General features: G+C 61.4%; 33 protein-coding genes. 22 read left to right on the forward strand and 11 right to left on the reverse strand.

Translation table 11 applies throughout. From position 1 onward, the window contains the following. Nucleotides 1–239: 239 nt before the first annotated feature. From KUG85_RS14160 to dnaQ, 5 genes are all read left to right on the forward strand, one after another. Nucleotides 240–1,073, forward strand: coding sequence for a pyruvate, water dikinase regulatory protein (locus KUG85_RS14160; RefSeq protein WP_223005862.1), 834 nt, complete (start codon nucleotides 240–242; stop codon nucleotides 1,071–1,073). A gap of 4 nt (nucleotides 1,074–1,077) precedes the next feature. Then, nucleotides 1,078–1,683 carry a Maf-like protein gene (locus KUG85_RS14165; RefSeq protein ID WP_223005653.1) on the forward strand — a complete coding sequence of 202 codons (606 nt, stop codon included), beginning with the start codon at nucleotides 1,078–1,080 and terminating at the stop codon, nucleotides 1,681–1,683. Beyond that, the gene (locus KUG85_RS14170; RefSeq protein ID WP_223005654.1) at nucleotides 1,676–2,509 is read left to right on the forward strand and encodes a shikimate dehydrogenase; all 834 of its coding nucleotides are present in this window, start codon (nucleotides 1,676–1,678) and stop codon (nucleotides 2,507–2,509) included. The genes KUG85_RS14165 and KUG85_RS14170 overlap by 8 nt, the downstream gene beginning before the upstream one ends. After that, the gene (gene coaE / locus KUG85_RS14175; protein ID WP_223005655.1) at nucleotides 2,506–3,108 is read left to right on the forward strand and encodes a dephospho-CoA kinase; all 603 of its coding nucleotides are present in this window, start codon (nucleotides 2,506–2,508) and stop codon (nucleotides 3,106–3,108) included. Before KUG85_RS14170 ends, coaE begins: the two co-directional genes overlap by 4 nt. A gap of 66 nt (nucleotides 3,109–3,174) precedes the next feature. Continuing rightward, complete coding sequence (gene dnaQ / locus KUG85_RS14180) at nucleotides 3,175–3,876, forward strand: DNA polymerase III subunit epsilon (protein WP_223005656.1); 702 nt, start codon at nucleotides 3,175–3,177, stop codon at nucleotides 3,874–3,876. Between the two features lie 94 nt (nucleotides 3,877–3,970). On the opposite strand, the gene secB is transcribed toward dnaQ, so the two are convergent. Then, entirely contained in the window at nucleotides 3,971–4,468 is a 498-nt protein-coding gene (gene secB, locus KUG85_RS14185; protein WP_007009127.1) for a protein-export chaperone SecB, read from the reverse strand. 208 nt (nucleotides 4,469–4,676) lie between these two features. Next, nucleotides 4,677–5,177 carry an FxsA family protein gene (locus KUG85_RS14190; protein WP_223005657.1) on the reverse strand — a complete coding sequence of 167 codons (501 nt, stop codon included), beginning with the start codon at nucleotides 5,175–5,177 and terminating at the stop codon, nucleotides 4,677–4,679. Nucleotides 5,178–5,384: 207 nt separating this feature from the next. Here KUG85_RS14190 and KUG85_RS14195 point away from each other — a divergent pair, with 207 nt between their 5' ends. From KUG85_RS14195 to KUG85_RS14210, 4 genes are all read left to right on the forward strand, one after another. Then, nucleotides 5,385–6,092, forward strand: a complete 708-nt coding sequence (locus KUG85_RS14195; RefSeq protein WP_007009125.1) for a Tim44/TimA family putative adaptor protein — start codon at nucleotides 5,385–5,387, stop codon at nucleotides 6,090–6,092. A gap of 81 nt (nucleotides 6,093–6,173) precedes the next feature. After that, nucleotides 6,174–7,229 (forward strand): murein transglycosylase A, encoded by a 1,056-nt coding sequence (mltA, locus tag KUG85_RS14200; protein ID WP_223005658.1) that lies wholly within the window; start codon nucleotides 6,174–6,176, stop codon nucleotides 7,227–7,229. Between the two features lie 3 nt (nucleotides 7,230–7,232). Further along, on the forward strand, nucleotides 7,233–7,799 hold the full coding sequence (locus tag KUG85_RS14205) for a Smr/MutS family protein (RefSeq protein WP_065816754.1): 567 nt from the start codon (nucleotides 7,233–7,235) through the stop codon (nucleotides 7,797–7,799). Beyond that, nucleotides 7,796–8,176, forward strand: coding sequence for a helix-turn-helix domain-containing protein (locus tag KUG85_RS14210; protein ID WP_065816753.1), 381 nt, complete (start codon nucleotides 7,796–7,798; stop codon nucleotides 8,174–8,176). Before KUG85_RS14205 ends, KUG85_RS14210 begins: the two co-directional genes overlap by 4 nt. 20 nt (nucleotides 8,177–8,196) lie before the next feature. Here the strand turns inward: KUG85_RS14210 and KUG85_RS14215 are convergent, their stop codons facing one another. The 4 genes from KUG85_RS14215 to hslV form a co-directional block, all read right to left on the reverse strand. Next, the gene (locus tag KUG85_RS14215; RefSeq protein WP_065816752.1) at nucleotides 8,197–9,174 is read right to left on the reverse strand and encodes a DUF1402 family protein; all 978 of its coding nucleotides are present in this window, start codon (nucleotides 9,172–9,174) and stop codon (nucleotides 8,197–8,199) included. Nucleotides 9,175–9,371: 197 nt separating this feature from the next. Continuing rightward, a complete protein-coding gene (gene hslU / locus KUG85_RS14220) occupies nucleotides 9,372–10,682 on the reverse strand; it encodes an ATP-dependent protease ATPase subunit HslU (RefSeq protein WP_065816751.1) in 1,311 nt (436 codons plus the stop codon). Beyond that, a complete protein-coding gene (locus KUG85_RS14225) occupies nucleotides 10,679–11,218 on the reverse strand; it encodes a GNAT family N-acetyltransferase (protein WP_223005659.1) in 540 nt (179 codons plus the stop codon). The genes hslU and KUG85_RS14225 overlap by 4 nt, the downstream gene beginning before the upstream one ends. Beyond that, nucleotides 11,208–11,756 (reverse strand): ATP-dependent protease subunit HslV, encoded by a 549-nt coding sequence (hslV, locus tag KUG85_RS14230; RefSeq protein WP_007009116.1) that lies wholly within the window; start codon nucleotides 11,754–11,756, stop codon nucleotides 11,208–11,210. Before hslV ends, KUG85_RS14225 begins: the two co-directional genes overlap by 11 nt. Before the next feature lie 168 nt (nucleotides 11,757–11,924). Here hslV and hisB point away from each other — a divergent pair, with 168 nt between their 5' ends. From hisB to hisA, 5 genes are read left to right on the forward strand one after another with little or no spacing between them, the layout of a single operon-like run. Continuing rightward, on the forward strand, nucleotides 11,925–12,533 hold the full coding sequence (hisB, locus tag KUG85_RS14235) for an imidazoleglycerol-phosphate dehydratase HisB (RefSeq protein WP_065817090.1): 609 nt from the start codon (nucleotides 11,925–11,927) through the stop codon (nucleotides 12,531–12,533). A 4-nt stretch (nucleotides 12,534–12,537) separates the two neighbouring features. Beyond that, nucleotides 12,538–13,023: a DUF2628 domain-containing protein gene (locus tag KUG85_RS14240; RefSeq protein ID WP_223005660.1), complete on the forward strand. Its 486-nt coding sequence runs from the start codon at nucleotides 12,538–12,540 to the stop codon at nucleotides 13,021–13,023. Between the two features lie 2 nt (nucleotides 13,024–13,025). Then, nucleotides 13,026–13,676, forward strand: a complete 651-nt coding sequence (gene hisH, locus KUG85_RS14245) for an imidazole glycerol phosphate synthase subunit HisH (protein ID WP_223005661.1) — start codon at nucleotides 13,026–13,028, stop codon at nucleotides 13,674–13,676. Then, on the forward strand, nucleotides 13,676–13,975 hold the full coding sequence (locus KUG85_RS14250; protein ID WP_223005662.1) for a DUF1330 domain-containing protein: 300 nt from the start codon (nucleotides 13,676–13,678) through the stop codon (nucleotides 13,973–13,975). The genes hisH and KUG85_RS14250 overlap by 1 nt, the downstream gene beginning before the upstream one ends. Nucleotides 13,976–13,978: 3 nt before the next feature. After that, nucleotides 13,979–14,710 (forward strand): 1-(5-phosphoribosyl)-5-[(5-phosphoribosylamino)methylideneamino]imidazole-4-carboxamide isomerase, encoded by a 732-nt coding sequence (gene hisA, locus KUG85_RS14255; protein ID WP_223005663.1) that lies wholly within the window; start codon nucleotides 13,979–13,981, stop codon nucleotides 14,708–14,710. 164 nt (nucleotides 14,711–14,874) lie between these two features. Here hisA and KUG85_RS21225 read toward each other — a convergent pair whose 3' ends face one another. Continuing rightward, nucleotides 14,875–15,621, reverse strand: coding sequence for a DUF3800 domain-containing protein (locus tag KUG85_RS21225; RefSeq protein WP_223005664.1), 747 nt, complete (start codon nucleotides 15,619–15,621; stop codon nucleotides 14,875–14,877). Between the two features lie 44 nt (nucleotides 15,622–15,665). Between KUG85_RS21225 and hisF the strand changes: the two genes are divergently transcribed. From hisF to coaA, 3 genes are all read left to right on the forward strand, one after another. After that, complete coding sequence (hisF, locus tag KUG85_RS14265; RefSeq protein WP_223005665.1) at nucleotides 15,666–16,466, forward strand: imidazole glycerol phosphate synthase subunit HisF; 801 nt, start codon at nucleotides 15,666–15,668, stop codon at nucleotides 16,464–16,466. Then, nucleotides 16,463–16,783, forward strand: coding sequence for a phosphoribosyl-ATP diphosphatase (locus tag KUG85_RS14270; protein ID WP_065816742.1), 321 nt, complete (start codon nucleotides 16,463–16,465; stop codon nucleotides 16,781–16,783). Before hisF ends, KUG85_RS14270 begins: the two co-directional genes overlap by 4 nt. 87 nt (nucleotides 16,784–16,870) lie before the next feature. Beyond that, nucleotides 16,871–17,830 (forward strand): type I pantothenate kinase, encoded by a 960-nt coding sequence (gene coaA, locus KUG85_RS14275; RefSeq protein ID WP_223005863.1) that lies wholly within the window; start codon nucleotides 16,871–16,873, stop codon nucleotides 17,828–17,830. Here the strand turns inward: coaA and KUG85_RS14280 are convergent. The 4 genes from KUG85_RS14280 to KUG85_RS14295 form a co-directional block, all read right to left on the reverse strand. Next, nucleotides 17,817–18,431: an alpha-ketoglutarate-dependent dioxygenase AlkB family protein gene (locus tag KUG85_RS14280; RefSeq protein ID WP_025029299.1), complete on the reverse strand. Its 615-nt coding sequence runs from the start codon at nucleotides 18,429–18,431 to the stop codon at nucleotides 17,817–17,819. The genes coaA and KUG85_RS14280 overlap by 14 nt on opposite strands. 265 nt (nucleotides 18,432–18,696) lie before the next feature. After that, nucleotides 18,697–19,152, reverse strand: coding sequence for a peptidoglycan-binding protein LysM (lysM, locus tag KUG85_RS14285; protein ID WP_007009105.1), 456 nt, complete (start codon nucleotides 19,150–19,152; stop codon nucleotides 18,697–18,699). 118 nt (nucleotides 19,153–19,270) lie between these two features. Next, nucleotides 19,271–19,705 carry an alternative ribosome rescue aminoacyl-tRNA hydrolase ArfB gene (arfB, locus tag KUG85_RS14290; protein WP_007009104.1) on the reverse strand — a complete coding sequence of 145 codons (435 nt, stop codon included), beginning with the start codon at nucleotides 19,703–19,705 and terminating at the stop codon, nucleotides 19,271–19,273. A gap of 84 nt (nucleotides 19,706–19,789) precedes the next feature. Next, nucleotides 19,790–21,400, reverse strand: coding sequence for a phosphoenolpyruvate carboxykinase (locus KUG85_RS14295; protein WP_065817089.1), 1,611 nt, complete (start codon nucleotides 21,398–21,400; stop codon nucleotides 19,790–19,792). 301 nt (nucleotides 21,401–21,701) lie between these two features. Here KUG85_RS14295 and KUG85_RS14300 point away from each other — a divergent pair, with 301 nt between their 5' ends. The 5 genes from KUG85_RS14300 to KUG85_RS14320 all read left to right on the forward strand — a co-directional run bounded on the left by KUG85_RS14300 (nucleotide 21,702) and on the right by KUG85_RS14320 (nucleotide 25,768). Next, nucleotides 21,702–22,403 (forward strand): response regulator transcription factor, encoded by a 702-nt coding sequence (locus KUG85_RS14300; RefSeq protein WP_088941548.1) that lies wholly within the window; start codon nucleotides 21,702–21,704, stop codon nucleotides 22,401–22,403. Between the two features lie 162 nt (nucleotides 22,404–22,565). Beyond that, nucleotides 22,566–24,338, forward strand: a complete 1,773-nt coding sequence (locus KUG85_RS14305; protein WP_223005666.1) for a stimulus-sensing domain-containing protein — start codon at nucleotides 22,566–22,568, stop codon at nucleotides 24,336–24,338. Between the two features lie 5 nt (nucleotides 24,339–24,343). Next, a complete protein-coding gene (locus KUG85_RS14310) occupies nucleotides 24,344–24,802 on the forward strand; it encodes an HPr kinase/phosphorylase (protein WP_223005667.1) in 459 nt (152 codons plus the stop codon). A gap of 247 nt (nucleotides 24,803–25,049) precedes the next feature. Next, a complete protein-coding gene (locus KUG85_RS14315; protein WP_007009100.1) occupies nucleotides 25,050–25,451 on the forward strand; it encodes a PTS sugar transporter subunit IIA in 402 nt (133 codons plus the stop codon). Beyond that, the gene (locus KUG85_RS14320; RefSeq protein ID WP_223005668.1) at nucleotides 25,448–25,768 is read left to right on the forward strand and encodes an HPr family phosphocarrier protein; all 321 of its coding nucleotides are present in this window, start codon (nucleotides 25,448–25,450) and stop codon (nucleotides 25,766–25,768) included. Before KUG85_RS14315 ends, KUG85_RS14320 begins: the two co-directional genes overlap by 4 nt. The last annotated feature ends 107 nt before the right edge of the window (nucleotides 25,769–25,875 follow it).

Genomic DNA, 25,875 nt, shown 5'->3' on the forward strand with positions numbered 1-25,875 from the left:
GAACGGGGATAATGCGGATTCAGCGCGCAGATTCAATGGGCTGTAGCGATTTCGGTTGACCTCGCCCGGTGGACAGTGAAGGAAGGTTCGGGGATTGTCGATTGTTCTCCACATGGGACGAGCGCAATTCACACGGGGCCTGTCTGTGGAAGAACGGGTGGAGTTATCAAAGGGTGCGGCCTCGCCATTTTTTCGGGCCCGCGTTATCAACAGGCATCCACATGGCGGGGCAAAAATCCGTGCAACAGCCGCAGCGCTTCTTCCATCTTCACATGATTTCTGATGCGACCGGCGAGACTCTCCTGGCCGCAGGACGCGCCGCAGCCGCGCAATACAAGGACGCGCGGGCGATCGAGCACATCTACCCGCTGATTCGAAATGAGAAGCAGCTCGCTCGTGTGCTTGACGAGGTGGAGCGCGAGCCCGGCATCGTGCTTTATACGGTGGTGGACCAGAAGCTCGCCCGTCAGGTGGATGAAAGCTGCGCCGCGCTCGGCCTGCCCTGCGTGTCGGTGCTCGAACCCGTTCTGATGGTCTTCCAGTCTTATCTGGGCACCCCCGCCGGCCGTCGGGTCGGCGCGCAGCATGTGCTTGATGCGCAGTATTTTCACCGCATCGAGGCGCTCAATTTCACCATGGAGCATGACGACGGTCAGCTTCCGCTCGATATCGAGGAAGCGGATGTCATCCTCGTCGGCATATCCCGCACGTCCAAGACGCCGACCAGCATCTATCTGGCCAATCGTGGTGTGAAGACCGCAAACGTGCCCATCGTGCTCGACATGAAACTGCCGGAAGCGCTCGCCCTGGCAAAAAGGCCCCTGATCGTTGGACTGGTCGCGTCCGCCGAACGCATTTCGCAGATTCGCCAGAACCGGATTCTGGGATCGGTGGATGAAAACGCCTTCAACCCCTATACCGACCGCGTGACGATCTCCCGCGAGATCGCCTATGCGCGCCAGCTCTGCACACGCCATGGCTGGCCGGTAATCGACGTAACCCGCCGCTCCATCGAGGAAACCGCAGCGGCCATTCTCGCATTGTATGCGAAGGCACGAGAAAACAGAGGGTGACGACATGACCAGCAGGCCCGCCATCGTCCTGGCCTCCGGCAGCACCTTTCGCCAGAAAATGCTGCGCGATGCCGGTGTTGTCTTCCGCGTTGAACGCTCCGAGATTGACGAGCGCGCCGTGGAAAAAACACTTGAGGGCAGCGGCGCCGATCCCGAAACACTCGCCCAGGTTCTGGCGGAAGCCAAGGCCGTTGACGTTTCTGAACGTGAACAGGGTGCGCTCGTCATCGGTGCCGACCAGACGCTTTCACTGGATGACGAGGTGTTCCACAAGCCGGCCGATATGGAAGGTGCGCGCCGCCACCTCCTGAAACTTTCCGGTCGCACGCATCAGCTCAACAGCGCTGTGGTCATCGCCCGTGATGGTGAGGTGGTCTGGCGCCATGTGGGCGTTGCCCGCCTCTCTATGCGCGATCTCGATCCCGCCTTCATCGGGCGGCACCTGTCCAATGTGGGCGAAAAGGCACTTGCGAGCGTCGGCGCCTACCAGATTGAGGGCGAAGGCATTCAGCTCTTTGAAAAGATCGAAGGCGATACATTCACCATTGTCGGCCTGCCTCTTCTGCCACTCCTTGCCGAGCTCCGCAGATTGGGGGCCATCGATGGCTGAGATTCGCGCTTTCGTCTGCGGGCACCCGATCGCCCATTCCCGCTCGCCGCTCATTCACGGGTTCTGGCTTGCCGAGCATGGCATCGACGGCAGCTATGAAAAGCTGGACGTCGCCCCGCTCGATTTCGATGCCTTTCTTGGTGATTTGCCGGCGACTGGGTATGCCGGCGGCAATGTCACGCTGCCTCACAAGGAAGCGGCCTTTGCCGCAGTTCACCGGCGTGACGAAGCGGCGGAGATGATCGGCGCGGTCAACACGCTGTGGTTTGAATCCGGCAAACTGATTGGCGGAAACACGGATGCCTACGGTTTTGCCGCACATCTGAGCGCCGGTGCTCCCAACTGGACGAATGGTGAAACGGCGGTTGTCCTTGGCGCCGGCGGCGCGGCGCGGGCCATCATCCATGCCATTCAAAAAGCCGGCTATAAAAATATACGCGTGGTCAACCGTACGCTTGCGCGCGCGCAGGAATTGGCCGTGCGTTTCGGCACTGGCGTCAGCGCTCATGGCTGGGAAGATCTGCCCGCGCTCCTCGGCAATGCCGATCTTCTGGTCAACACGAGCGCGCTCGGCATGACCGGCCAGCCGCCGCTGGAAATCTCGCTCGATCCCCTGCCCGGGCACGCAATTGTCAGCGACATCGTCTATGCCCCGCTCAAGACGGATCTTCTCGCCGCCGCCGAGGCCCGGGGGCTCACACCGGTCGATGGCCTCGGCATGTTGCTGCATCAGGCCGTGCCGGGCTTCGAGCGCTGGTTCGGTGTCCGGCCGGTGGTAACGGGGGCACTGCGGGATCATGTGCTTGCGGGCGGGGACGCGTCATGACCATTGTTCTTGGCCTGACCGGCTCCATCGGCATGGGAAAGTCCACCACGGGCAGAATGTTCATGGATGAAGGTGTGCCGGTTCACGATTCCGATGCTGCGGTCCATCGCCTCTATTCGGGTGCCGCCGCTCCACTGATTGCGGCGCGCTTTCCCGGAACGGTGACGGACGGCACGGTGGACAGGGCGCGCCTCGCCGAGGCGGTGCTGGGGAAATCCGAAGCCTTCAGGGCGCTGGAGGAAATTGTCCATCCGCTGGTGCGGCAGGATGCCGACGTGTTCGTCGCCGAACACCGGAAAAAAGGCACCCCCATTGTCGTGCTCGACATCCCGCTTCTTTTTGAGACTGGCGGGGAAGATCGCGTCGATCGCATTGTCGTCGTGACCGCGCCGGCGGAAGAGCAGCGCAAACGGGTCCTGTCGCGCCCCGGCATGACGGAGGAGAAGTTCGCCGGGATTCTCGCGCGTCAGGTGCCCGATGCCGAAAAACGCCGGCGCGCGGACTTCATCATCGACACCGGCAAAGGCATGGAGGCTGCGCGAAAGGCGGTGAGAGCCGTGATCGACGAACTTTCCCCAGCCGAAACGGACACCCCCTGACGGTATCCTTGCGTCGCCGATCCCGGGCGCGCATGTTGGATTTGACCCGACCTCCGGAGCGGAAGAATGCGCGAAATCGTTTTTGATACGGAAACCACAGGCCTCGATTCCAACGAAGACCGGGTGATCGAGCTTGGCTGTGTCGAGCTGGACAACCGCTTTCCCACCGGCCGCACGCTGCACCACTTCATCAATGCGCAGGGGCGCTCCGTTCACCCCGAAGCCCAGGCGGTTCACGGCATTTCCGATGCCGATCTGGCAGACAAACCGGTGTTTGGAGCAATTCTCGAAGAATTCCTCGAATTCATCGACGGCGCAAAGCTCGTTGCGCACAACGCCAATTTCGACATCGGCTTCATCAACGCCGAATTCGACCGCCTCGGCGTGCCGCCGGTGGACCCGGGTCTGGTCGTCGACACGCTGGCGATCGCCCGGCGCAAACACCCGATGGGCCCGAATTCGCTCGATGCGCTCTGCCGCCGCTACGGGATCGACAACAGCCACCGCACCAAGCACGGCGCCCTGCTCGACGCCGAACTTCTTGCCGAAGTCTATATCGAGCTGATCGGCGGAAAACAGGCCGCCCTCGGTCTTGAAATTTCCACCGGCGGTGACGATGCGGGGGGCAATACGGACCGGGGCGCTGTGACGGTTTCAGCAAGACCCGCCCCCCTGCCACCCCGGATCAGCGAAGCCGAGCGCGCGGCGCATGAAGCGCTGGTGGAGAAGCTTGGCGAAAAGGCACTCTGGCACACTTTTCGCGCCTGAAAGTATGGGCGCGGCAGGAAGAATACGGCTCAAATGAAACAGGGCGGCGCCCGAAAGCACCGCCCTGCCTGAAAAATTCCGGGAACCGGTTGGTTCAGGAAACCTGAACCTGACCCTTTGCCTGTTCCTCGGCAACGCGCTGCTGGAACATGCGGGCAAAATCGATCGGATCGATCATCAGCGGAGGGAAGCCGCCGGCACGCGTCGTATCGGCAATGACCTGGCGGGCAAACGGGAAGAGCAGACGCGGGCACTCGATGAAGAGAACCGGCAGCATGTGCTCCTGCGGGAAACCGGCAACGCGGAAAACGCCGCCATAGACCAGCTCGACGTTGAAAAGAACCTTGCCCTCGGCCTCGGCCTTGGCATTGAGCGTCAAAACGACGTCGTAGTCCGTATCGCCGAGCGGGTTGGCGTTGACGTTGACATTGATGTTGATCGCGGGGGCTTCGGAACGGCCGCGCAGCGATTGCGGTGCACCCGGGCTTTCAAAGGAAAGGTCCTTCACATACTGGGTCAGCACGTTCAGAGAGGGCTGGGCGCCGTTGCCGGCCTTTGCAGCTTCGGTCTTTTCTTCTGGTTTCTTGGCCATGCGTTTTTCCTCGAGCGTGGTTCGGCAGCCGCGCGGCTCCCCTTTAAGATTTGCCTGCTCGCTAGCATGGGCTTCGGCGCATGACAAGGCGCGGCGGGGTAGCCCCTGGATCGCCGTGCGTCCATCCGGACGCACAAAGGACGATCTAAATTATAAGTGGAGCATCGGAATAAACCGAAAACCAGATTCCACTTTTCGGTCCGATGCTCTATTCGCGGTCCGGTTTGCGCCAGGGCGAATTCTCGTCGCCGGATTCGCTGTAATCGTCTGCAGAAAGATCGATGGTCTGCGGCCCGGTATCGCGCCCATGAGGGTTTGCGTGCCGGCCTCCGGCTGATGCCGGGCCGCCGAGGATGACGATCCGGCTGCGAAGAAATTTCCAGCCTGCATCGCGGATGGCTGGCACGAAAAGGAGAAAACCGAGCGTATCGGTGATGAAACCGGGCGTGAGAAGCAGCACGCCGGCCACCATGATCATCATGCCATGCACCAGGTCACGGCCGGGCACGCCGCCCTCATTCATGGTTTCCTGAATGCGGCGTACAACCCCGAACCCCTGGATTCTCAGGAGTATGGAGCCGGCGATGGCTGTCACAAGCACGAGGCCCAGTGTGGGAAACACGCCGATCTGGCTGCCGACCACCACAAACATGGCGATTTCGGCAAGCGGGATGGCGAGGAGCAGGAAGGGAACAATGGAAAAGCGCACGAACCTGTTAGCCTTGTTGCATGTTTAAGCCGTTTCTGGCCGTTCCATGCTGGCCAGTTGGGAAAACATAGGTATTCTGACCGATAATTTGAATGATGGCTCCCTGCGTTCTATATGATTTCCGGTAGGGACGGGATGCCGTCGCCTCTGCGCCTGCCCTGAGCCGGCACGCGCTGTGGAACACAGTGGCTCGTTTGGCTGGACGTTATGGAATTCTTCGATTTCGGCACAATTTTCTTTCTGATTGCCGCTGTGGTGATCTTTTTCCAGTTGCGTAACGTGCTGGGCCGGCGCACGGGCAATGAGCGTCCGCCGTTCGACCCCTATACGGCCGGGCGCAATGCGTCCCGTAAGGAACAGTCCTCCAATGGCGAAAACGTGGTGTCCCTCCCGCGCCGCAAGGGCGCAGCGGAACCGGACCAGACCTATGCCGACATCGACAAGGCGGCGAAGCCTGGCACCGATCTGAACAAGGGCATGCGCGCCATCCGGGATGCCGACGCATCCTTCGCTCCCAAGAGTTTTGTCGAGGGCGCGAAGATGGCCTACGAGATGATCGTGATGGCCTATGCCGATGGCGACCGCCGCACGCTGAAGAACCTGCTTTCCCGCGAGGTCTATGAGGGTTTCGTCGCTGCCATCGACGAGCGTGAGAAACGCAGCGAAAAGATTGAATCCTCCTTTGTCGGCATTGACGACATGACGATCATTGCAGCCGAGATGAAGGGCTCCGAGGCACATGTCACGCTGCGCATCGTCAGTGAGCTCATTTCCGCCACGCGCGACAGCGCCGGCGAGGTGATCGACGGCGATCCGGAAACCGTCGCTGAAGTCAAGGATGTCTGGACTTTCGCGCGCGATACGCGCTCCCGCGATCCCAACTGGAAGCTCGTCGCCACGGAAGCCGAGGATTGATCCTTGTCTGGCGGAGCGTCGTGCACGGCCGCGCCGCCTGCGGCGCTTTCGCCAACCCTCGAGCGGGTTTCGTTCGATAAAATGCCGGGCTGGCGGCAGGATTCGGTCCTGTCCGCCTTTCAGGCCTTTGCCCGCTCGGCCGAACGTATCGAGATAAAGCCCTATCGCTCGGGTGCTCTCGGTATCGCCCTTTCCGCATTTGCCCCGGCGCACAGGGCGGCCCGCGCCATGCCGGATGCCGATGAGCGGGCGGCCCGCGCCTTCTTCGAACAGCATTTCATCCCCTGCCGCATACGGGCGGAGGATGGCGGGCCCGGGTTCGTAACCGGGTATTATGAACCGGAAGTGGAAGCCTCGCGCGTCAAGACGGAGCGTTTCTGCGTCCCGCTTTATAAGCGCCCCGGCGATCTGGTCGATGTCGATGAAAACAATCGACCTCCCGGTCTCGACCCTTATTTCGCCTTCGCCAGAAAGACGGGTACCGGCCTCGTGGCGTATCACGACCGCGGCGCTATCGACCGTGGAGCACTTGCGGGCCAGGGGCTGGAACTTGTCTGGCTCGACAACAGGGTGGATGCCTATTTCATCCACGTCCAGGGCGCGGCACGGCTGCGGCTTGAAGACGGTTCGACCATGCGTGTGACCTATGCCGCCAAATCGGGCCACCCTTTCACCGGCGCTGGCAGGGTTCTGATCGACCGTGGCGAGCTTGCGCCTGAAACGGTCACAATGCAGAGCATTCGCGCCTGGTTTTCGGAAAATCCGGACCGGATTGACGAGATTCTGTGGCAAAATCGCTCATTTATCTTTTTTCGGGAGACCGATGCCGGGGCCCCCGAACTCGGACCCGTAGCCGCCGCCAAGGTGCAGCTTGCACCGGGACGCTCCATAGCGGTCGACCGGCTTTTGCACACATTCGGGACTCCGTTCTTCATCGACGCGCCCGAACTCGATGCGGTCGATGGTCAGCCCTTCCGTCGCCTGATGATCGCACAGGATACGGGCTCGGCGATCACCGGGCCTGCGCGGGCCGATCTCTTCATTGGCAGTGGCGCAGCGGCAGGCGAGATCGCCGGCGTGATCCGCCACAAAGCGGATTTCTATGCGCTGGTTCCGCGCGGGCTTCTGGGAGGCTGATCGATGACCAGCCACACACCGAAACGCCTGAGCATGGAAGACCGCATCCTCTGGAACCGGGTGGCGCGCACAACCGAGCCGCTGAAGGGCAAGGTGCTCGAAGACCCGCCGGAACCGACCGATGACACCATGGCCGAGTTGACCCGCCTCGTTGCGCAGGACACCGGCAGCAAGGCTCCGGCAGGCGCTTCGCAGCAGAACAACGCGCCCCCGGCGAAAGCGCATCCGACGCGGCGGATAGACAAACCCACGCACACCAAGCTCGCGCGCGGCCGGCTCGCTCTGGAGGGGCGCGTGGACCTGCACGGGCTGACCCAGTCCGAGGCGCACAGTCTCCTCCTCTCATTCCTGAGCCGCGCCCATGCCGATGGCGTGCGTCATGTGCTCGTGATCACCGGCAAGGGAGCTTCCTTCGGCAGCGATGGCGTGTTGCGGCGCGCCGTTCCGCAATGGCTTGCGACGCCGCCGTTTTCTTCGCTTGTCAGCGGGATCGACCAGGCCAGCCGCCGGCATGGCGGTGGCGGTGCATTCTACATTCGCCTGAAGCGCAGGCACGGGAGCGGGATGTGACGCCGCTCGGTGAAAAAATCCGTCAGCTTCGCAGGGAGCGCGGTGTCAGCCAGAAGGAGATGGCGGCGTCCATCGGTGTAAGCGCAGCCTATCTTTCTTCGCTGGAACATGGTCGTGCGAGCCCGCCCAACTGGGCGATGATCCAGAAGATCATCGGTTACTTCAATGTGATCTGGGACGAGGCGGATGAGATGCAGCGCATTGCCGAGCTCTCCCATCCGCGCGTTGTCGTGGACACGGCCAGGCTCGCACCCGAGGCGACCGAACTCGCCAATCTTCTGGCGGCGCATATCGCTTCTATGAAGAACGCCGAGGTGACCCTGCTTCTGCAGCAGCTCCGCGCCATTACCGGCGACCGTGCGACCGGAAAAAGGTAGAAAATCCTGCCGGTGCGAGCTCAGGAGTCCTGGAACAGCGCCTTCAGCTCATCCAGTTTGTCGTTCACCAGCCAGCCGTAATAGTTCTCTTCTGGAAGCTTTATCCGCTGGCCCTTTGCCCGGAGAATGCGGTTTTCGGCTGCCAGCCGCGCAGCGCGCGCTTCGGGATTACCGAGATTGTAGAGCGTTGCGGTGATGCCGGGGTTTCCGGAAATGTCAAAATCCGCAATGCGCTTATAGGCGCTGATCGATTTTTTCACCGTCGCCGCGACATAGGCGAGCGACTTATCCGGGTCCATGATCGTCTGGTAGACTTCCTGCGGATTGTCATGGCTGATCCTTCTGAAGCCGGACACCTTGTGCACCATGTCGGTCATCTTGAGCGCTGTCAGCGGGTTGAGCTGACCGATGCCGAAGGTCTGGCCGGCGTAAAAGGGCTGGAAGAACACGGCACCGAAGCGGTCGTTCGGCCATTTCGTCCCGTCCACACTCTTGCCGCGAAACGCCTTGTCCCAAACCGCTTCACGGCAGGACCACAGGTCGTAGCTGCCCTTCTCCTTTTCGCACTCGGCGAATTCCGGCCGTTCGATGAACTGCCCGACGGTCTCACCGGCATGGGAGAAGGAGAAATCGCTCTTCAGGTAGGAGACCGCCTTCACATAATAGGTTTGCAGCCGGTCATAGGCGTCCACATTGTAAGTATGTTCGCCAACAATGGCTCCCACCATATGCACGGGATCGATCTGATAGCTGGCGGAAATGGAACGGATCTTGGAAACCAGCCCGCTGTCGTTTTTCAGAAGCTGATAGACCTTGCCGTATTTGGCGTCATAGGTGGTCTGTGCGGATTTGGTGCGCTTGGCCGAAACACCGGGTATGGGCGGCTGCTCGGCATTGCGGTTGCCCTCGGGCACAAGCTTTGCCGCCGCCACGGGCAGGGAACCCGCGCCGACCAAGCCGACACAAATGCCGATAACCAATCGAGCCCGTGATGCCATGTCGCGCTGCTTGCGCCCCCGAGTCGTTCTTTTTTTCTGGATTGCGGGCAAATTAGGCAAAGCCTGACACCAAGTCGAGAGACATTCGCGGCCAGAGCGCGATGACGCCGCGACCGCGGCAGAGATGTCACACTTGAAAAGCCGGCTTCATTGCCCTGCCGACGCGGAGATGGCAGGGCAATGAACTCAGTCAGCGACTAAAGAATGAAGCGCGACAGGTCCGTGTTTCTGGCCAGGTCGCCGACATTTTCATCGACATAGCCTGCATCGATTTTTAAGGCACTGCCGGAGCGGTCCGGCGCATCGAACGAGATGTCGTCGAGAACCCGCTCCATCACCGTCTGCAGTCTGCGCGCGCCGATGTTCTCGACGGTCGCATTGAGATCGACGGCAATGGCCGCCAGCCGGTCGATGGCGTCGTCGGTGAATTCGAGCGTCACGCCCTCCGTCTCCATCAAGGCCACATACTGCTTGATGAGGCTCGCCTCGGTTTCCGTCAGGATGCGGCGGAAATCGTCTTTCTCCAGCGCCCGCAATTCAACGCGGATCGGCAGACGGCCCTGGAGCTCGGGCAAAAGGTCCGAGGGCTTGGAAACGTGGAACGCACCAGAAGCGATGAACAGAATGTGGTCGGTTTTCACCGGCCCGTATTTCGTTGCAACGGTCGTGCCTTCAACCAGCGGAAGCAGGTCGCGCTGCACGCCCTCGCGCGAGACGCCGGCCCCCACGCCGCCCTCGCGCGTGGCGATCTTGTCGATCTCGTCGAGGAAGACGATGCCGTCATTCTGCGCCGATTCCAGTGCCCGGTGGGTCACTTCGTCCTGGTCGAGCAGCTTGTCGGATTCGTCGGCGATCAACAGCTCGTAGGATTCCTTGACCGTCGTCTTGCGCTTTTTGGTCTGCTGGCCGCCCATGGCCTTCTGCAGCATGTCGTTGATGTTCAGAACGCCGATATTGGCGCCGGGCATGCCGGGAAGCTCGAACCCGGGCATGCCGCCTCCCGAGTCGGAGACCTCCACCTCGATTTCCTTGTCGTCCAGCTCCCCGTTGCGCAGCTTCTGACGGAAGCTGTCCTTGGTGGCGGGGCTGGCGGTTTTGCCCACCAGCGCCTCAAGCACGCGCTCTTCGGCGTTCATGTGGGCGCGGGCTCTGACATCCTCGCGCATCTTCTCGCGGGTCAGGCCGATCGACACCTCGACCAGATCACGGATGATCTGTTCCACGTCGCGGCCCACATAGCCGACCTCGGTGAATTTCGTAGCCTCGACTTTGACGAAGGGCGCGCCGGCAAGCTTGGCCAGACGCCTGGAAATCTCGGTCTTGCCGACGCCGGTGGGGCCGATCATGAGGATGTTTTTGGGCATCACCTCTTCGCGCAACTCCGGCTCGAGCTGCTGGCGGCGCCAGCGGTTGCGCAGCGCAATGGCCACGGCGCGCTTGGCGTCTTTCTGGCCGATGATGTAGCGATCGAGTTCGGAGACGATCTCGCGCGGGGAAAATGTGGTCATGTGTTCGTCTCGTTGTTCTTGTCGTATTGCATGATGAGCACGCTCCCGGTGCGGCCTTCAAGATGAGGGATCGGGCGAAAGCCCGCCTTCTCATAGGCGCGCACGGCGCGGCGGTTTTCACGATCCGGGTCGATGATGATGCTGGCGTGGCCTTCATCGAGCAGCCGTTGGACCATCAGCCTGACGGCACGGCTGCCAATGCCCCGGGAAAGAAGCGCCTCTTCGCCGATGGTCAGATCCACACCCACGGCATCCTCCGGCAGTTCGCCCACCCATGGGTCCTTTTCAAGGATATCCGGGCTCCTGTTGTCGGCAACGAACCAGTACTGGATGTAACCGATGGGCTTTCCGTCGAGGCGGATCACGAAAGGCCGTGTCGTGTCCCGCCCTTCCACCATGTCACGGATATGGGCCAGTTCCGTGTCCGGATCGCCCCACCATTCGCGCACATGCGGCTGGTGGAGCCAGTCGAGAAGGAGCGGATAGTGCCCGGCCGTGACCGGGATAATATCTATCTGGTCCGGTTCACTCGGCATCGAGCGTTTCCACCACGACATTGTCATTGGTGTAGATGCAGATGGATGCGGCGATCTCCATCGCCCTGCGGGCGATCTCTTCGGCGTCCTTGTCGGTGTCGGCGAGCGCACGCGCCGCAGCGAGTGCAAAATTGCCGCCGGAACCGATGGCCATGATGCCCCCTTCCGGCTCCAGCACGTCGCCATTGCCCGTCAGCGCCAGGGTGATGTTCTTGTCGGCGACCAGCATCATCGCCTCGAGCCGGCGCAGATAGCGGTCGGTGCGCCAGTCCTTGGCCAGCTCGACACAGGCGCGCATCAGCTGCTCGGGATACTGTTCCAGCTTGGCCTCCAGCCGCTCCAGAAGGGTGAAGGCATCGGCCGTCGCCCCGGCAAAGCCGGCAATCACATTGCCCTTGCCGATGCGCCGCACCTTGCGTGCATTGCCCTTCATCACGGTATTGCCCAGGCTGACCTGCCCGTCTCCGGCAATCACCACCCTGCCGCCTTTGCGCACAGTGACGATTGTCGTGGCGTGCATGGATTTTTCGTCGCTCATCGCACACTCCTTTTCGCGCCGCCCGATAAGGCACGGCACCGTCAGAGCGAATATGTAAGTTGAACAACGTGGAATGCAAACGCGAGAGACGAGATTGGTGAGAGTGCTTGGCGCTGCCCGAACATGCTGCTAGAAGGCTGGCCTTCACGCAGCGCAAAGGGAAAGACCATGGCTTCCAGCAAGACGCGCACCGCCGAAATCAGCCGCAAGACCAACGAGACGGCCATTGCCGTCAAAGTGGATATCGACGGCGAAGGCCGCTTTGAGGTGGCCACCGGCGTGGGCTTTTTCGACCATATGCTGGAGCAGCTTTCCCGCCATTCGCTGATCGACATGACGGTAAAGGCCGATGGCGATCTGCACATCGACGATCACCACACGGTCGAGGATTGCGGTATTGCTCTGGGCAAAGCCATCTCGGAGGCGCTGGGCGAGCGCCGCGGCATCACGCGCTATGCCTCGCTCGACCTTGCCATGGACGAATGCCTGACGCGCGCCGCAATTGATGTTTCCGGGCGCCCCTTTCTCGTCTGGGACGTGGATTTTCCGACCCAGAAGATCGGCACGTTCGACACCGAGCTGGTGCGCGAATTCTTTCAGGCGCTGGCGCAGAATGCCGGCATCACCCTGCACGTGACCAACCATTACGGCGCCAACAGCCACCACATCGCCGAGACCTGCTTCAAGGCGGTGGCGCGTGTGTTGCGCACGGCCTGCGAGGCCGACCCGCGCCAGGGCAACGCGGTGCCCTCCACCAAGGGCAGCCTGAAGGGATAGGCCGATGGCAAGCTATGTGGTGATGGAGCCGCCCGAGGGTGATGTGGAACAGGCAGTCCTCATACGCGACGGCTTTGCCTTTCTGGCTTTCATCATGCCGTTTCTGTGGTTTCTCTGGCATCGCATGTGGCTGGAGGCGCTGGCTGCCCTTGCCGCTGCGCTCGTCGTCGGCGCGCTTGGGACACTGGAAGGCTGGTCCGTAACGGCAACGGTGGCATCGCTCTGTCTGTCGTTCTTCATCGCGCTGGAGGCACGCAATCTGCGTGTTGCAATGCTTGAGAGGCGCGGCTGGCGCGAATGGGGTGTTGTCGATGCTGCAGGCCGCGACGAGGCCGAAACCCGGTTCATGGCCGGCCTCCTCTCCGACAAGGCGGAAGCCGGGAACGAAACCCCGCTCCCTGCCCTGAACGAAAGACCGGCACCGGCGAGAGGTTCGGGCCGTGCCAGCGAGCCGGCGCTTGGTCTCTTTACATATCCTGGAGCGCGCTGACCATGAAGGTTGCGATCATCGATTACGGTTCGGGCAATCTGCGCTCGGCCGCAAAGGCCTTCGAGCGTGCCGCACGTGAAAACGGCATCGCGGCCGAGATCGCCGTGACGGCGGACGCCGATGCCGTCCGCACTGCTGACCGCATCGTTCTGCCGGGTGTCGGTGCCTATGCCGACTGCCGGCGGGGGCTCGATGCCGTGCCGGGCATGGTCGAGGCGATCACGGATGTCGCCATTCATCAGGCGCGGCCCTTTCTCGGCATTTGCGTCGGTATGCAGCTTATGAGCGAACGCGGGCTGGAGAAGACGGTCACGGAAGGGCTCGGCTGGATTGCCGGAGATGTGGTCGAGATGACACCGTCCGACCCGAAACTCAAGATCCCGCAGATCGGCTGGAACACGATTCACGTGAAACATTCGCACCCGATCTTCGATGGAATTCCCACCGGAGCGGACGGTTTGCACGCTTATTTCGTGCATTCCTATCACTTCGCCGCGCGCAACGAGGCCGAGATTCTCGCCACCGCTGACTATGGCGGGCCGATCACAGCAACGGTCGCGCGGGACAATCTGGTGGGCACGCAGTTCCACCCGGAAAAGAGCCAGGCGCTTGGCCTGGCCCTGATCGCCAATTTCCTTCGCTGGAGGCCGTGATGAGTGGAGCGGACAAAAAAGGCTACTGGATCGCGCAAGTCGAGATCACCGATTTCGATGGCTACAGGAAATATATCGAAGCCAATGCTGTCGCCTTCGAGAAGTACGGCGCGAAATTTCTGGTGCGCGGCGGGCAGTCGCTCGCGCCGGAGGAACCGACGGGCGATCGTCAGGTGGTCATCGAGTTTTCATCCTATGAGCAGGCGCTCGCCTGCTACCACTCGCCGGAATACCAGCATGCCATCACGTTCCGGCAACCCGTTTCCAAAGCCAGGCTCAGCATCATCGAGGGCGTCTGACACATGATCCTTTTTCCCGCCATCGACCTGAAAGACGGCCAGTGCGTTCGGCTCAAACTGGGCGACATGGACGAGGCGACGGTCTACAACACCGACCCCGGCGCCCAGGCCCGCAGCTTTGAAGAGCAGGGCTTCGAATGGCTGCATGTGGTTGACCTGAATGGCGCTTTCGCCGGCGCGAGCGTCAATGGCGATGCCGTCGAGGCGATCCTGAAAGCGACGAAAAACCCGGTACAGCTCGGTGGCGGCATCCGCACGCTCGCCCATATCGAGGCCTGGCTCGAAAAGGGCCTGTCGCGCGTGATCCTCGGCACTGTCGCGGTGCGCGATCCCGATCTGGTGAAGGAAGCCTGCAGGGCGTTTCCGGGCAGGATCGCCGTCGGCATCGATGCGCGCGGCGGCAAGGTGGCCGTGGAAGGCTGGGCGGAAACCTCCGATCTTTCAGCCATCGAACTGGCCCGCCGGTTCGAAGGCGCGGGCGTCGCCGCCATCATCTACACGGATATCGACCGGGACGGTGTTCTGACCGGCATCAACTGGGAATCGACCATCGAGCTTGCCGATGCGGTCTCCATCCCCGTGATCGCCTCGGGCGGCCTCGCCTCCATAGCCGATATCGTGCGCATGACCATGCCCGACGCGGCGAAGCTCGAAGGCGCAATCTCCGGCCGCGCGCTTTATGACGGCCGGATCGATCCGGCGGAGGCGTTGAGAATTCTGCAGAAGAACGGATAGAAGTCATTTTCTCAGCAAAAAGAATCACTTGCTTTAATTTCCATAAGCGATTGGAATCACTTCTGTTTTCTTGACATTTTTGGGCGATGCCCTATATTGAAGTCAAATGGATTGGGGTTTCCCGGTCGGCGTCGGGCCTTGGAGTAATCCGAGGCCTTTCGCTTTTATGGCACGATGATGCCCTGGCTCGGTCGACTGTAACGTCGACCTCGATGGAGTTTGCCGCGGATCAGTTCAAACGCCCGGTTTGTCTGATTTTTCCTGAAAACGCTTAATCCAATCGGGCGCGCTGTCAGATCGGCGATCTGCATTCCCGTCGAATTGGCCTTCTTGTCGCAGAAGACAATCTCAAATCGGTCCAGTGGAAGGGAAAGATCGTTTTGGCCAGACACGATCCGGCGAAACTCGAGCTCCAGTTCTCCGTCTTCCTTGGTGCCGCGCTTCTCGAAAATGAAGTAGGTTCGCTTGCCAAATTGTCCATTTCGTTTCAGAAAACCGCACACATGCTGGAGGCTGATGCGAAGGGAGATGGCGTAGGGATTCTCGGGAAAGAGATCCAGCTTCAGGTCCAGCTTGTAAATCACGGTGCTAAAGATTTTGAACGGCGCATTGGTGAGGCAGTCGGAAAGATCGTCGAGAAAACTTTCCCTGACAACACGGTCGGTCAATATCCGGAAAGCGCCATTCTGTTTGCGGATGTCGTGCTCGTGAAGAATGATTGCATCGTGCCCGAAATATCGGAATTTCAGGGCCTGAAACCGGGGAACGATGCGGCTGCAATAGGTGGTTTTCTTGAAACCACAGAGGGATAAAGAAAATACGGGGTAGGCTGGATCGATGGATCTAAGGGAGTGATCGCCACTCTCATCGGCATAGAATATGTATTCGCTGTCAGCAGATCGAGAATCCATCTGACAAGGCTAATGGAACTTAAAGTTGTGTGCAAAGTGAACAAATGACCCTCAAAGCCCGCGTCATCCCCTGTCTCGATGTGAAGGACGGCCGCGTCGTCAAAGGCGTCAATTTCGTCGATCTGATCGATGCCGGCGATCCGGTGGAAGCGGCGAAGGCCTATGATGCCGCCGGGGCAGACGAGCTCTGCTTTCTCGACATCACCGCCTCCAGCGACAACCGCGAAACGATCTTCGACGTGGTGGCGCGCACCGCCGAACAGTGCTTCATGCCGCTCACCGTGGGCGGTGGCGTGCGCGAGGTTTCCGACATCCGCAAACTCCTGCTCGCCGGGGCCGACAAGGTGTCGATCAACACGGCGGCGGTGAAGGACCCGGAGCTCGTGGCCCGCGCTGCCGACAAGTTCGGCGATCAGTGCATTGTCGTGGCAATAGACGCCAAGCAGGTCTCTGGCGAAGGCGAACCGCTGCGCTGGGAGATATTCACCCATGGCGGGCGCACACCGACCGGCATCGATGCGGTTGAGTTTGCACGAAAGGTGGTCGATCTAGGCGCCGGCGAGATCCTGCTGACCTCGATGGACCGCGATGGCACCAAGGCGGGCTACAACATTCCGCTGACACGCGCCGTGGCCGATGCGGTGCGTGCGCCGGTGATCGCTTCCGGCGGCGTCGGTACGCTCGATCACCTCGTCGAAGGCGTGCGCGAGGGCCATGCCAGTGCCGTGCTGGCCGCTTCGATCTTTCACTTCGGCACCTACACGATCGGCGAGGCCAAGGCATATATGGCCTCGGCGGGCATTCCCATGCGGCTCGATCCCGCACAGACCCCGGAGCAGGCATGAGCCAGTTCGACCTCACCCGTCTGGAAGCCATCATCGCCGAGCGCGCGCGCTCGGGCGACGAAAACTCATGGACTGCCAGGCTGTTTGCAAAGGGCACGCCCAAGGCCGCGCAGAAGCTGGGCGAAGAAGCCGTTGAAACGGTGATCGCCGCCGTCTCGCGTGACAGGCAGGAGCTGATTTCCGAAAGCGCCGATCTTCTTTATCATTGGCTCGTGGTTCTGGCGCTCGAAGGCGTTTCGCTCGACGAGGTGATGGAAGAGCTTGAGCGCCGCACCGCACGTTCGGGCGTTGAGGAGAAGGCATCCCGAAAGGGATAGATCGTTTCTGCACAGAATGGCATCATTCGACGCATGACCGAGAGCACAAAGACAGCCATGGCGGCAAGGAAGGGGGCCGCGAACTTCATGGACCAGCTTGTCTCAGGGGAGAAGTACTCCCCCTATCGCATTTTCAGCGCCGAGAAATGGGCGAAGTTTCGCGCCGATACTCCGCTCACGCTGACCGAGGACGAGGTTCGGCGCCTGCGTTCGCTGAACGACCCGGTCGATCTGGAGGAGGTGCGCCGGATCTATCTTTCCATGTCGCGCCTGCTCTCGGCCCATGTGGAAGCCACACAACTCCTGTTCCGGCAGAGGCAGGTGTTTTTCGATTCGGAAGACGTGGTCAAATCCCCCTTCATCATCGGCATCGCCGGTTCAGTGGCCGTCGGCAAATCGACCACGGCGCGTGTTTTGCAGGAGCTCCTCACCCGCTGGCCATCCAGCCCGAAGGTCGATCTGGTGACGACCGATGGTTTCCTCTATCCGAACGAGGTCCTGCGGCGCGAAAATCTGATGGAACGGAAGGGCTTTCCCGAAAGCTACGATGTCGGGGCCGTCCTGCGGTTTCTTTCGGCCATCAAGGCCGGCCTGCCAAATGTCCAGGCGCCGCTTTACTCGCACTTGACCTACGATGTTCTGCCGGGCGAGTTCCGCACAATCGACCGGCCCGATATTCTGATCTTCGAGGGCATCAATGTCCTGCAGACGCGCGATCTTCCGCAGGATGGGGCAGCCGTCCCCGTGGTGTCGGATTTCTTCGATTTCTCCATCTATATCGACGCACCGGAAGATCTGATCCATCAATGGTATGTGGACCGCTTCATGCGGCTGCGCGAAACGGCGTTCCAGAATCCGGAATCCTTTTTCCACCGCTATGCCGCGCTGAAGCCCAACGCCGCGCTCGCCATTGCCGAGCAGCTCTGGGAGAACATCAATCTGAAGAACCTGCGCGAAAACATCCTGCCGACCAGGCCGCGCGCGGATCTGATCCTGCGCAAGGGCGCCAACCATCTGACAGAAGAGGTCGCGCTCAGGAAGCTGTAACCCGGCGCAGCGTGAGATTGATGCGCCCGGGCGCCGAAAGCAGTGTCGAGGTGCCCGGATAAATGCGGTCGACGCCGTGAAAGGCCAGCCGCCCTGCCCCGCCGAGCACCACCACATCTCCGGACTGAAGCTTGACGGAAACGGTTCTGTCGCCGCGTGTTGTGCCGCCGACGCGAAAGAGGCATGTGTCGCCAAGCGATACGGAAACCACCGGTGCTGCGAAGGCTTCTTCGTCGCGGTCCTGGTGAAGGCCCATTTTGGCCGCTTCGGTGTAGTGATTGACAAGGCAGGCTTCGGGCGGAGCGGGAAAATCCGCCACCTCGTCCCAAAGCGCGAGCAGCCGTGCCGGAATGGGCGGCCAGGGTTTTCCAGTCACGGGATGCATCGCCTGATAGCGATAGCCGCGCTCCTTGTCCGTAACCCAGCCGAGCGCGCCGCAATTGGTCATGCGAACGCTCATCTCCCTGCCGGTGCGGGGCATGGCAGGCACAAACAGTGGTGCCTCGCGCACCACGGCGCGAATGTCCGCAACCAGCGCTTCCTGGGCTGCGCGATCGAGATAACCCGGTAGATGGCGCACGCCTTCGGTCAGGGTTGGCAATCAATTCTCCTTGCATCGAACACGGCGCATGATGCGCCGTTGCATTGATGGAGTGCGTGGTTCGACAAGCTCACCATGAGGGGCGGGATTGGCTGCAAACCCCACCATCATGTTCATGAACAGGCTTGCCCGATACCGCCTTCCTCATGGTGAGCTTGTCGAACCACGCACCACGCAGACAGCCTCGCGCAGAAAGCTTACACCCGCAAAAAAGAAAACGGCGACCCGAAAGCCGCCGTCTCCTGTCAGATCATGACAGTTGCGATCACGCCTCGGCGAGATCGGGAATGCGCAGCACCTGGCCGGGGTAAATCTTGTCCGGATCGTCGAGCATCGGCTTGTTGGCTTCGAAGATCACAGTGTATTTCGCACCCTTGCCCTTGCCGTAATTGGCCTCGGCGATCTTCCAGAGATTGTCGCCCTTTTTCACGGTATAGAAAACCGGCGCCTTCGCTGCCGCCGCAGCGACCTTCAGTTCGCCGGCCTCGACCTTGGAGATGCCGAGCGTGTTGCCGACGGCAACAACGGCCTTTTCGAAAGCCGACTGGTCAGCGACTTCGCCCTTGAGAACGACCTTGTCACCTTCCACGACCACATCAACCTTGTCGGTTCCGAGCTTGTGGGAATCGAGTTCCTTCTTCAGTTCGTCCGCTGCCGGGGGTTCCTCGTCCACCACGCCGAGCTTCTTGCCGACGGATTTGACGAAATCGAAAATGCCCATGGGTAAGGTCTCCAGTTAGAATTGGGATATTTGACGTGTAACGCCTCAGGATTTCAACCGCAAAACAGTTGCTGGGCATAAGTTACCGTAGCGGGCGCGTCCCCTGACGATGCCCGCCTCAGTCGAAGCTGACCTTGCCGCGCATCTTCTTGACGGATGAGCGACCGGCCTTTGCCTTCAGCCGCCGCTCAATGGCGGAGCGGGACGGCTTTGTCTTCCTGCGTGGCTTGGGCGGTGGTTCGGCGGCGCGCGAAAGCAGTTCGGCAAGCCGGTCTCGGGCGTCGGCGCGGTTCATCTCCTGAGTGCGGAAACGCCCGGCCTCGATCACGATATCGCCGTCTTTGGTGGCGCGGCTGCCTGCCAGCGCAAGCGCTCTTTCGCGCACACGTTCGGGCAGGCCGCGTGCCCCCCGCGCATTGAAACGCAGTTGCACGGCGGTCGCCACCTTGTTGACGTTCTGCCCGCCGGGACCGGAGGAACGGATGAACTGTTCCTGCAACTCGTCCTCGAAGACGGTAACGCCATTCCTGATGTTGAGGTCGCCCTCGGCCATTGCTCCTGTCCGTTCACATGAAAAGGCCCGGTCGTGAACCGGGCCTGAAAATGCGCATTCAGCGGCAGGGATGCAAGCCTGATGTCATTCGGCCGCTTCCGCCATATGCGGCGCTGCCGCGCGGACGCTGGCATCCACATGCGTTTCGAATTTTTCGAAATTGTCGACGAACATGCCGACGAGACGGCGGGCCTGAGCGTCATAGGCGGCCTTGTCGGCCCAGGTGGAGCGCGGGTCAAGCACGCCTGCATCAATGCCCGGCACCGCAACGGGAACGGCAAAGCCGAAATGCGGATCCGTGCGGAACTCCACATCGTTGAGCCCGCCGCTCAGCGCCGCGTTCAGAAGGCCGCGCGTCACCTTGATGGGCATGCGGTTGCCGACACCATAGGCCCCGCCGGTCCAGCCGGTGTTCACCAGCCAGCAATCGACACCGTGACGGGCGATAAGGTCGCGCAGCAGGTTTCCGTATTCCGAGGGATGGCGCGGCATGAAGGGGGCGCCGAAGCAGGTGGAGAAGGTCGCTTCCGGTTCTGTCACGCCCTTCTCCGTGCCGGCCACCTTGGCAGTGTAGCCCGACAGGAAGTGATACATGGCCTGCGCCGGTGTGAGCCTGGCGATGGGCGGCAGCACGCCGAAGGCATCCGCCGTCAGCATGATGATGTTGCTGGGATGGCCGCTACGGCCGGTCTCGCTTGCATTCGGGATGAAGTGCAGGGGATAGGCGCAGCGCGTGTTCTCCGTCAGGCTGCCATCGTCGAAGTCGGGGCGGCGCTGGTCATCGAGCACAACATTCTCCAGCACCGTGCCGAAACGGCGGGTGGTGGCGAAGATTTCCGGCTCGGCCTCTTCAGACAGCCGGATCGTCTTGGCGTAGCAGCCGCCCTCGAAGTTGAAGAGACCGGTCTCGCCCCAGCCATGCTCGTCGTCGCCGATCAGCGTGCGCGACGGATCGGCAGAAAGCGTGGTCTTGCCGGTGCCCGACAGGCCGAAGAAGACGGCGGCATCGCCATCCGGCCCGACATTGGCCGAGCAGTGCATCGGCATGACGCCCTTTGCCGGCAGAATGTAGTTGAGCGCGGTGAAGACCGACTTTTTCATCTCGCCCGCATAGGAGGTGCCCCCGATCAGCACGATCTTGCGGGTCAGGTCCACGGCGATGACGGTCTCGGTGCGGCAGCCGTGGCGCTCGGGGTCGGCGCGGAAGGACGGCAGGTCTATGATCGTCATCTCCGGCACGAAGGAGGCAAGCGCCTCCACTTCGGGCCGCAGGAGCAGGTTGCGGATGAACAGAGAATGCCATGCATATTCCGTGATGACGCGCACGGGCAGGCTGTTTTCAGGATCCGCCCCGCCCACAAGGTCCTGCACGAAAAGGTCGCAGTCAGCGGCCTGCTTTACGAAATCCGCGTAAAGCGCGTCGAAATGTTCAGCCGACATGGGCTTGTTGTTGTCCCACCACACGGCATCCTCGGTGTCGGTGGTGCGCACGACGAACTTGTCCCTGGCGGAGCGGCCCGTGTGTTGGCCGGTCTCGGCCACCAGCGCGCCGTCGGCGGTGAGTTTTGCCTCGCCGCGGCGGATCGCCTCCTCATAGAGCGCAGCCGGCTGAAAATTATAAAAGACGGCGCCCGTCGTTTTCAGACCATTGCTGTCGATCCCGCAAGCCGGGTTGCGCATGCCGGTTTCGTTCATCGTAACCACCAGATTTCCCTTGAGATGCCTGTCTCCGCAGGCGATCTCAGCTGAAAACACAAATAAGCGAGGGATTTCAAACCATTAATCGATTTAAATTTTTTAAAATCGTTTAAATCGTTTAAATCGGCCCGGATTCATCGCAGATTTGCACAGCTTCGCTGCGTCCGGAGGTGTCACGAGACTGCGCCGGTGTGACACAGGCTGCTTTATATGCCACATTTTGTACCCAATTTGTCCTGCAACTGCGCAGCCGATCGATGCAGATAGGGACGATATGCCCATGAGGGAGCCGCTGGATATGGCAACAATCGCGCTTGTCGATGACGACCGCAACATTCTCACCTCCGTTTCCATCGCACTGGAGTCGGAAGGCTATCGGGTCGAGACCTACACCGACGGTGTTTCGGCGCTCGAAGGGCTGGGCGCGCGGCCGCCGAACCTGGCGATCCTGGACATCAAGATGCCGCGCATGGATGGCATGGAACTCTTGCGCCGGCTGCGCCAGAAGAGCGATGTGCCGGTCATCTTCCTGACCTCGAAGGACGACGAGATCGACGAACTCTTCGGCCTCAAGATGGGTGCTGACGATTTTGTGCGCAAACCCTTCTCGCAGCGCCTTCTGGTCGAGCGTGTCCGGGCGGTTCTGCGCCGCGCGAGCAATCGCGAGATCGCTGCCAAGGCGCCGGGCAAGCAGTCGCAGTCGCTGGAGCGAGGGCAGCTTGTGATGGATCAGGAGCGCCACACCTGCACCTGGAAGGGGCAGCCGGTGACGCTCACCGTCACGGAATTCCTGATCCTGCATTCGCTGGCGCAGCGTCCGGGCGTGGTTAAAAGCCGCGACGCGCTGATGGATTCGGCCTATGACGAGCAGGTCTATGTGGACGACCGTACGATCGACAGCCACATCAAGCGCCTGCGCAAGAAGTTCAAGGCGGTTGACGGCGAATTCGACATGATCGAAACGCTGTATGGCGTCGGCTATCGCTTCCGAGAGATCTAGCATTTTGCAGTCAGGTGGAGTCACCTGACGACCGCATAAATGCGGAAAGACAGATAGAGCGGAGCGGCGTTTCCATGAAACGGTGAACCGCTCTTGGGTCAGGACCCTGGGGTCGTCCCGGAATTGCAGTAGCCCGGCGCGTGTGCCGGCAAGACAGTAGCGATGAGTGCAGAAACGGAAAAGACGGAGCGGCGGTCCGCGAGGGCCGCGCGTTCAGCGGGCCAGCCTTTTCTGGGCCGGCTTGCCGTGCCCCTGCGCCGTCTTTTCGGCCATTATGTCTTTTCCAGCCTGACGCGGCGTATCCTTTTTCTCAACCTCGCCGGTCTCGGCGTTCTGGTTGTCGGTGTTCTTTATCTGAACGAGTTCCGCGAAGAGCTGATCAGCGCCCGCGTGGAAAGCCTGATGACACAGGGCGAGATCATTGCCGGCGCCATTGCCAGCTCTGCCGAGGTGGAGACCGACTCCATCCTTGTGGATCCCGACAAGCTGCTCGAGCTGCAGGCGGGGCAGAGCCTGCCGCCGCGGGGCGACCAGCTGGAAAGCCTCGACTTTCCGATCAATCCCGAGCGCGTGGCTCCCCTCCTGCGAAGGCTCATACCGCAGACCCGGACACGCGCCCGCATCTATGATCCAGACGCCAACCTTCTGCTTGATTCCCAGTATCTGGGGCAGGTGCTCCGCTATGAGCTGCCCTCCATCGAGGATGAAGATGCGAGCCTTTTCGATCAGGTCTGGCAACGGCTGAGGGAGATTTTCCGCCGCCGGGACCTGCCTGTCTACCGGGAGCAGCCGGGAGGCAGCGGTGTGGCCTATCCGGAAGTGATGAAGGCGCTCACCGGCACGACCAATTATGTGGTGCGCATCAGCGAGCAGGGCGAGCAGATCGTTTCCGTCGCCGTGCCCGTCCAGCGCTTCCGCGCGGTGCTCGGCGTGCTTCTCCTGTCGACCCAGGGCGGCGACATCGACAAGATCGTTGCAGCCGAGCGCAAGGCGATTCTGCGCGTGTTTGCCGTCGCAGCGCTGGTGACGGCCATTCTTTCGCTGCTGCTTGCCTCGACGATCGCCAACCCGTTGCGGCGCCTCTCGGCGGCGGCGGTGCGCGTGCGCCGTGGCGCGCGTTCGCGTGAGGAGATCCCCGACTTCTCCCACCGTCAGGACGAGATCGGCAATCTGTCCGCGGCTCTGCGCGACATGACGAAGGCGCTTTATGCACGCATCGACGCCATCGAGAGCTTTGCCGCCGATGTGGCGCATGAGCTGAAGAACCCGCTGACCTCCCTCGGCAGCGCGGTGGAAACCCTGCCGCTCGCCAGGGATGAGCGCTCGCGCGAGCGGCTTCTGGAAATCATCCAGCACGATGTCAGGCGCCTGGACCGCCTGATCACCGACATTTCCGATGCATCGCGCCTCGATGCGGAGCTTTCGCGCGAGGACGCGGGCCGCGTGGAGCTGAAGCAGTTCGTTGGCGATCTGGTGGGTGCGATCCGCGAGGCCGGTTCATCCAAGAAGCCGGTTGAGATCACGTTCACAGCCGGCGGAAAAGACGAAGCGGACACGACCTATTTCATTCAGGGTCATGACCTGCGGCTGGGGCAGGTGATCACCAATCTGATCGAGAACGCCCGCTCCTTCGTGCCGGAGAAGACCGGACGGATCGATGTGCGCCTCGCGCGCGCCGGCAAGCGCGTCATCCTCACGGTTGAGGACAATGGGCCCGGAATCCGCGTGGAAAACATCGATCGCATCTTCGAACGCTTCTACACGGATCGCCCGGCCGGCGAGGCATTCGGCCAGAATTCCGGCCTTGGCCTCTCCATCAGCCGCCAGATCATCGAGGCCCATGGCGGCACGTTGACAGCGGAGAACATTGCCGGGGCAAAGCCCGGCGACCTCAAGGGTGCCCGCTTCATCGTCTCGCTGCCGGCCGAGGCCTGACCGCCATGCACAACCGCCACGCCACTGCCATTGTTGTTGCGGGCACCGGCATTCTGATCGAGGGCGAATCGGGCACCGGCAAGACGATGCTTGCGTTTGAGGCGCTCGCCTTCTTCCGGGCGGCAGGCGTCTTCGCCGCCTTCGTGTCAGACGATCAGGTATACCTCTCCGCACGCAGCGGGCGTCTCATCGTGCGCACACCCGATCCCATCGCGGGATTGGCCGAAGCGCGCGGTCTGGGGCCGGCGAAGCTCGAACACGTGCCTGCCGCCGTCATCGACCTTGCCATACGTCTGGTCGACGAAGAAGAGGCGCCGCGCTTCTCCGAAGGGGCGGAGATCGAACACGAGGGCATTGCGATTCCGTGCGTGGTATTGCCGCAACGGCAGGCACGAAGGGCGGTCCACGCCATCGCTGCAGCCCTTCAATTGCCGCCTTTTGGACCCGCCCGCACCCCCGTTTGAACTTTATTTAGGCGAATCGCCGCAGTTTTGGGCTTGTCAACGGCCTGTGCCTTGACAAGATAGCGCTCTTGCCGCGGGACGGGACGGGACTGGGGCGTCTTCGGAACCGTCAAACCAAGGGTGGACCAGAAGGGTCCGAACGCTAATTGAAGAAAAACCGGATAAGCGGACATACCCGTGAAGCCAGTGGATGGAGTGAAAGCGTGACAGGCTCGAGCGAAAAACCAAGCCTTCGGATGATGTGCCGATGATCGGGCTCGTCTTGGTGACGCATGGCCAGCTGGCCGAGGAGTTCCGCCACGCCGTGGAACATGTGGTAGGCCATCAGGAAAACCTGGAAACGGTTTCCATCGGCGCCGAGGACGACATGGAGCAGCGCCGCCGCGATATCGTCGATGCTGTGGCCCGGGCCGACACCGGCGCGGGCGTGATCATTCTCACCGACATGTTCGGTGGCACGCCGTCGAACCTTGCCATCTCGGTGATGGATGCGGGCCGTGTCGAGGTCATTGCGGGGGTCAACCTGCCCATGCTGATCAAGCTTTCTTCCGCACGCGCCAATGACGACATGGCGCAGGCGCTTGAGGAGGCACAGGCAGCCGGCCGCAAATACATCAATGTCGCAAGTCAGGTTCTGAGCGGAAAATGAGCGGGGCCCAGGCAAACGAAGTCTCAGCCAGCAAACCCGCTCCCGAGGGGCTGAAGCGCGAATTCAGCATCGTCAACCAGCGCGGCCTGCATGCACGCGCCTCTGCAAAGTTTGTGCAGACGGTGGAAAATCACGACGCCGATGTCGAGGTCGAGAAGGATGGCATTACCGTCGGCGGAACCTCCATCATGGGTCTGATGATGCTTGCCGCCAGCCCCGGCTGCAAGATCCGCGTGAGCGCCAGCGGGCGGGAAGCAGAAGCGCTTCTCGATGCGTTGCAGACCCTGATTGCCGATCGCTTCGGTGAAGAGTGCTGAAGCCGCCCCCGCCGCTTCACATGCACGAATAAAGATTTCTTTATATCCATTGTGAGCTGCGCCATGATCTGGTAGTCAGATGCCAGCCTTCGCGCCCGGCCTGCTGC

It is taken from the genome of Nitratireductor rhodophyticola, assembly GCF_019891355.1.
GTDB classification, from domain to species: Bacteria; Pseudomonadota; Alphaproteobacteria; order Rhizobiales; family Rhizobiaceae; genus Nitratireductor; species Nitratireductor rhodophyticola.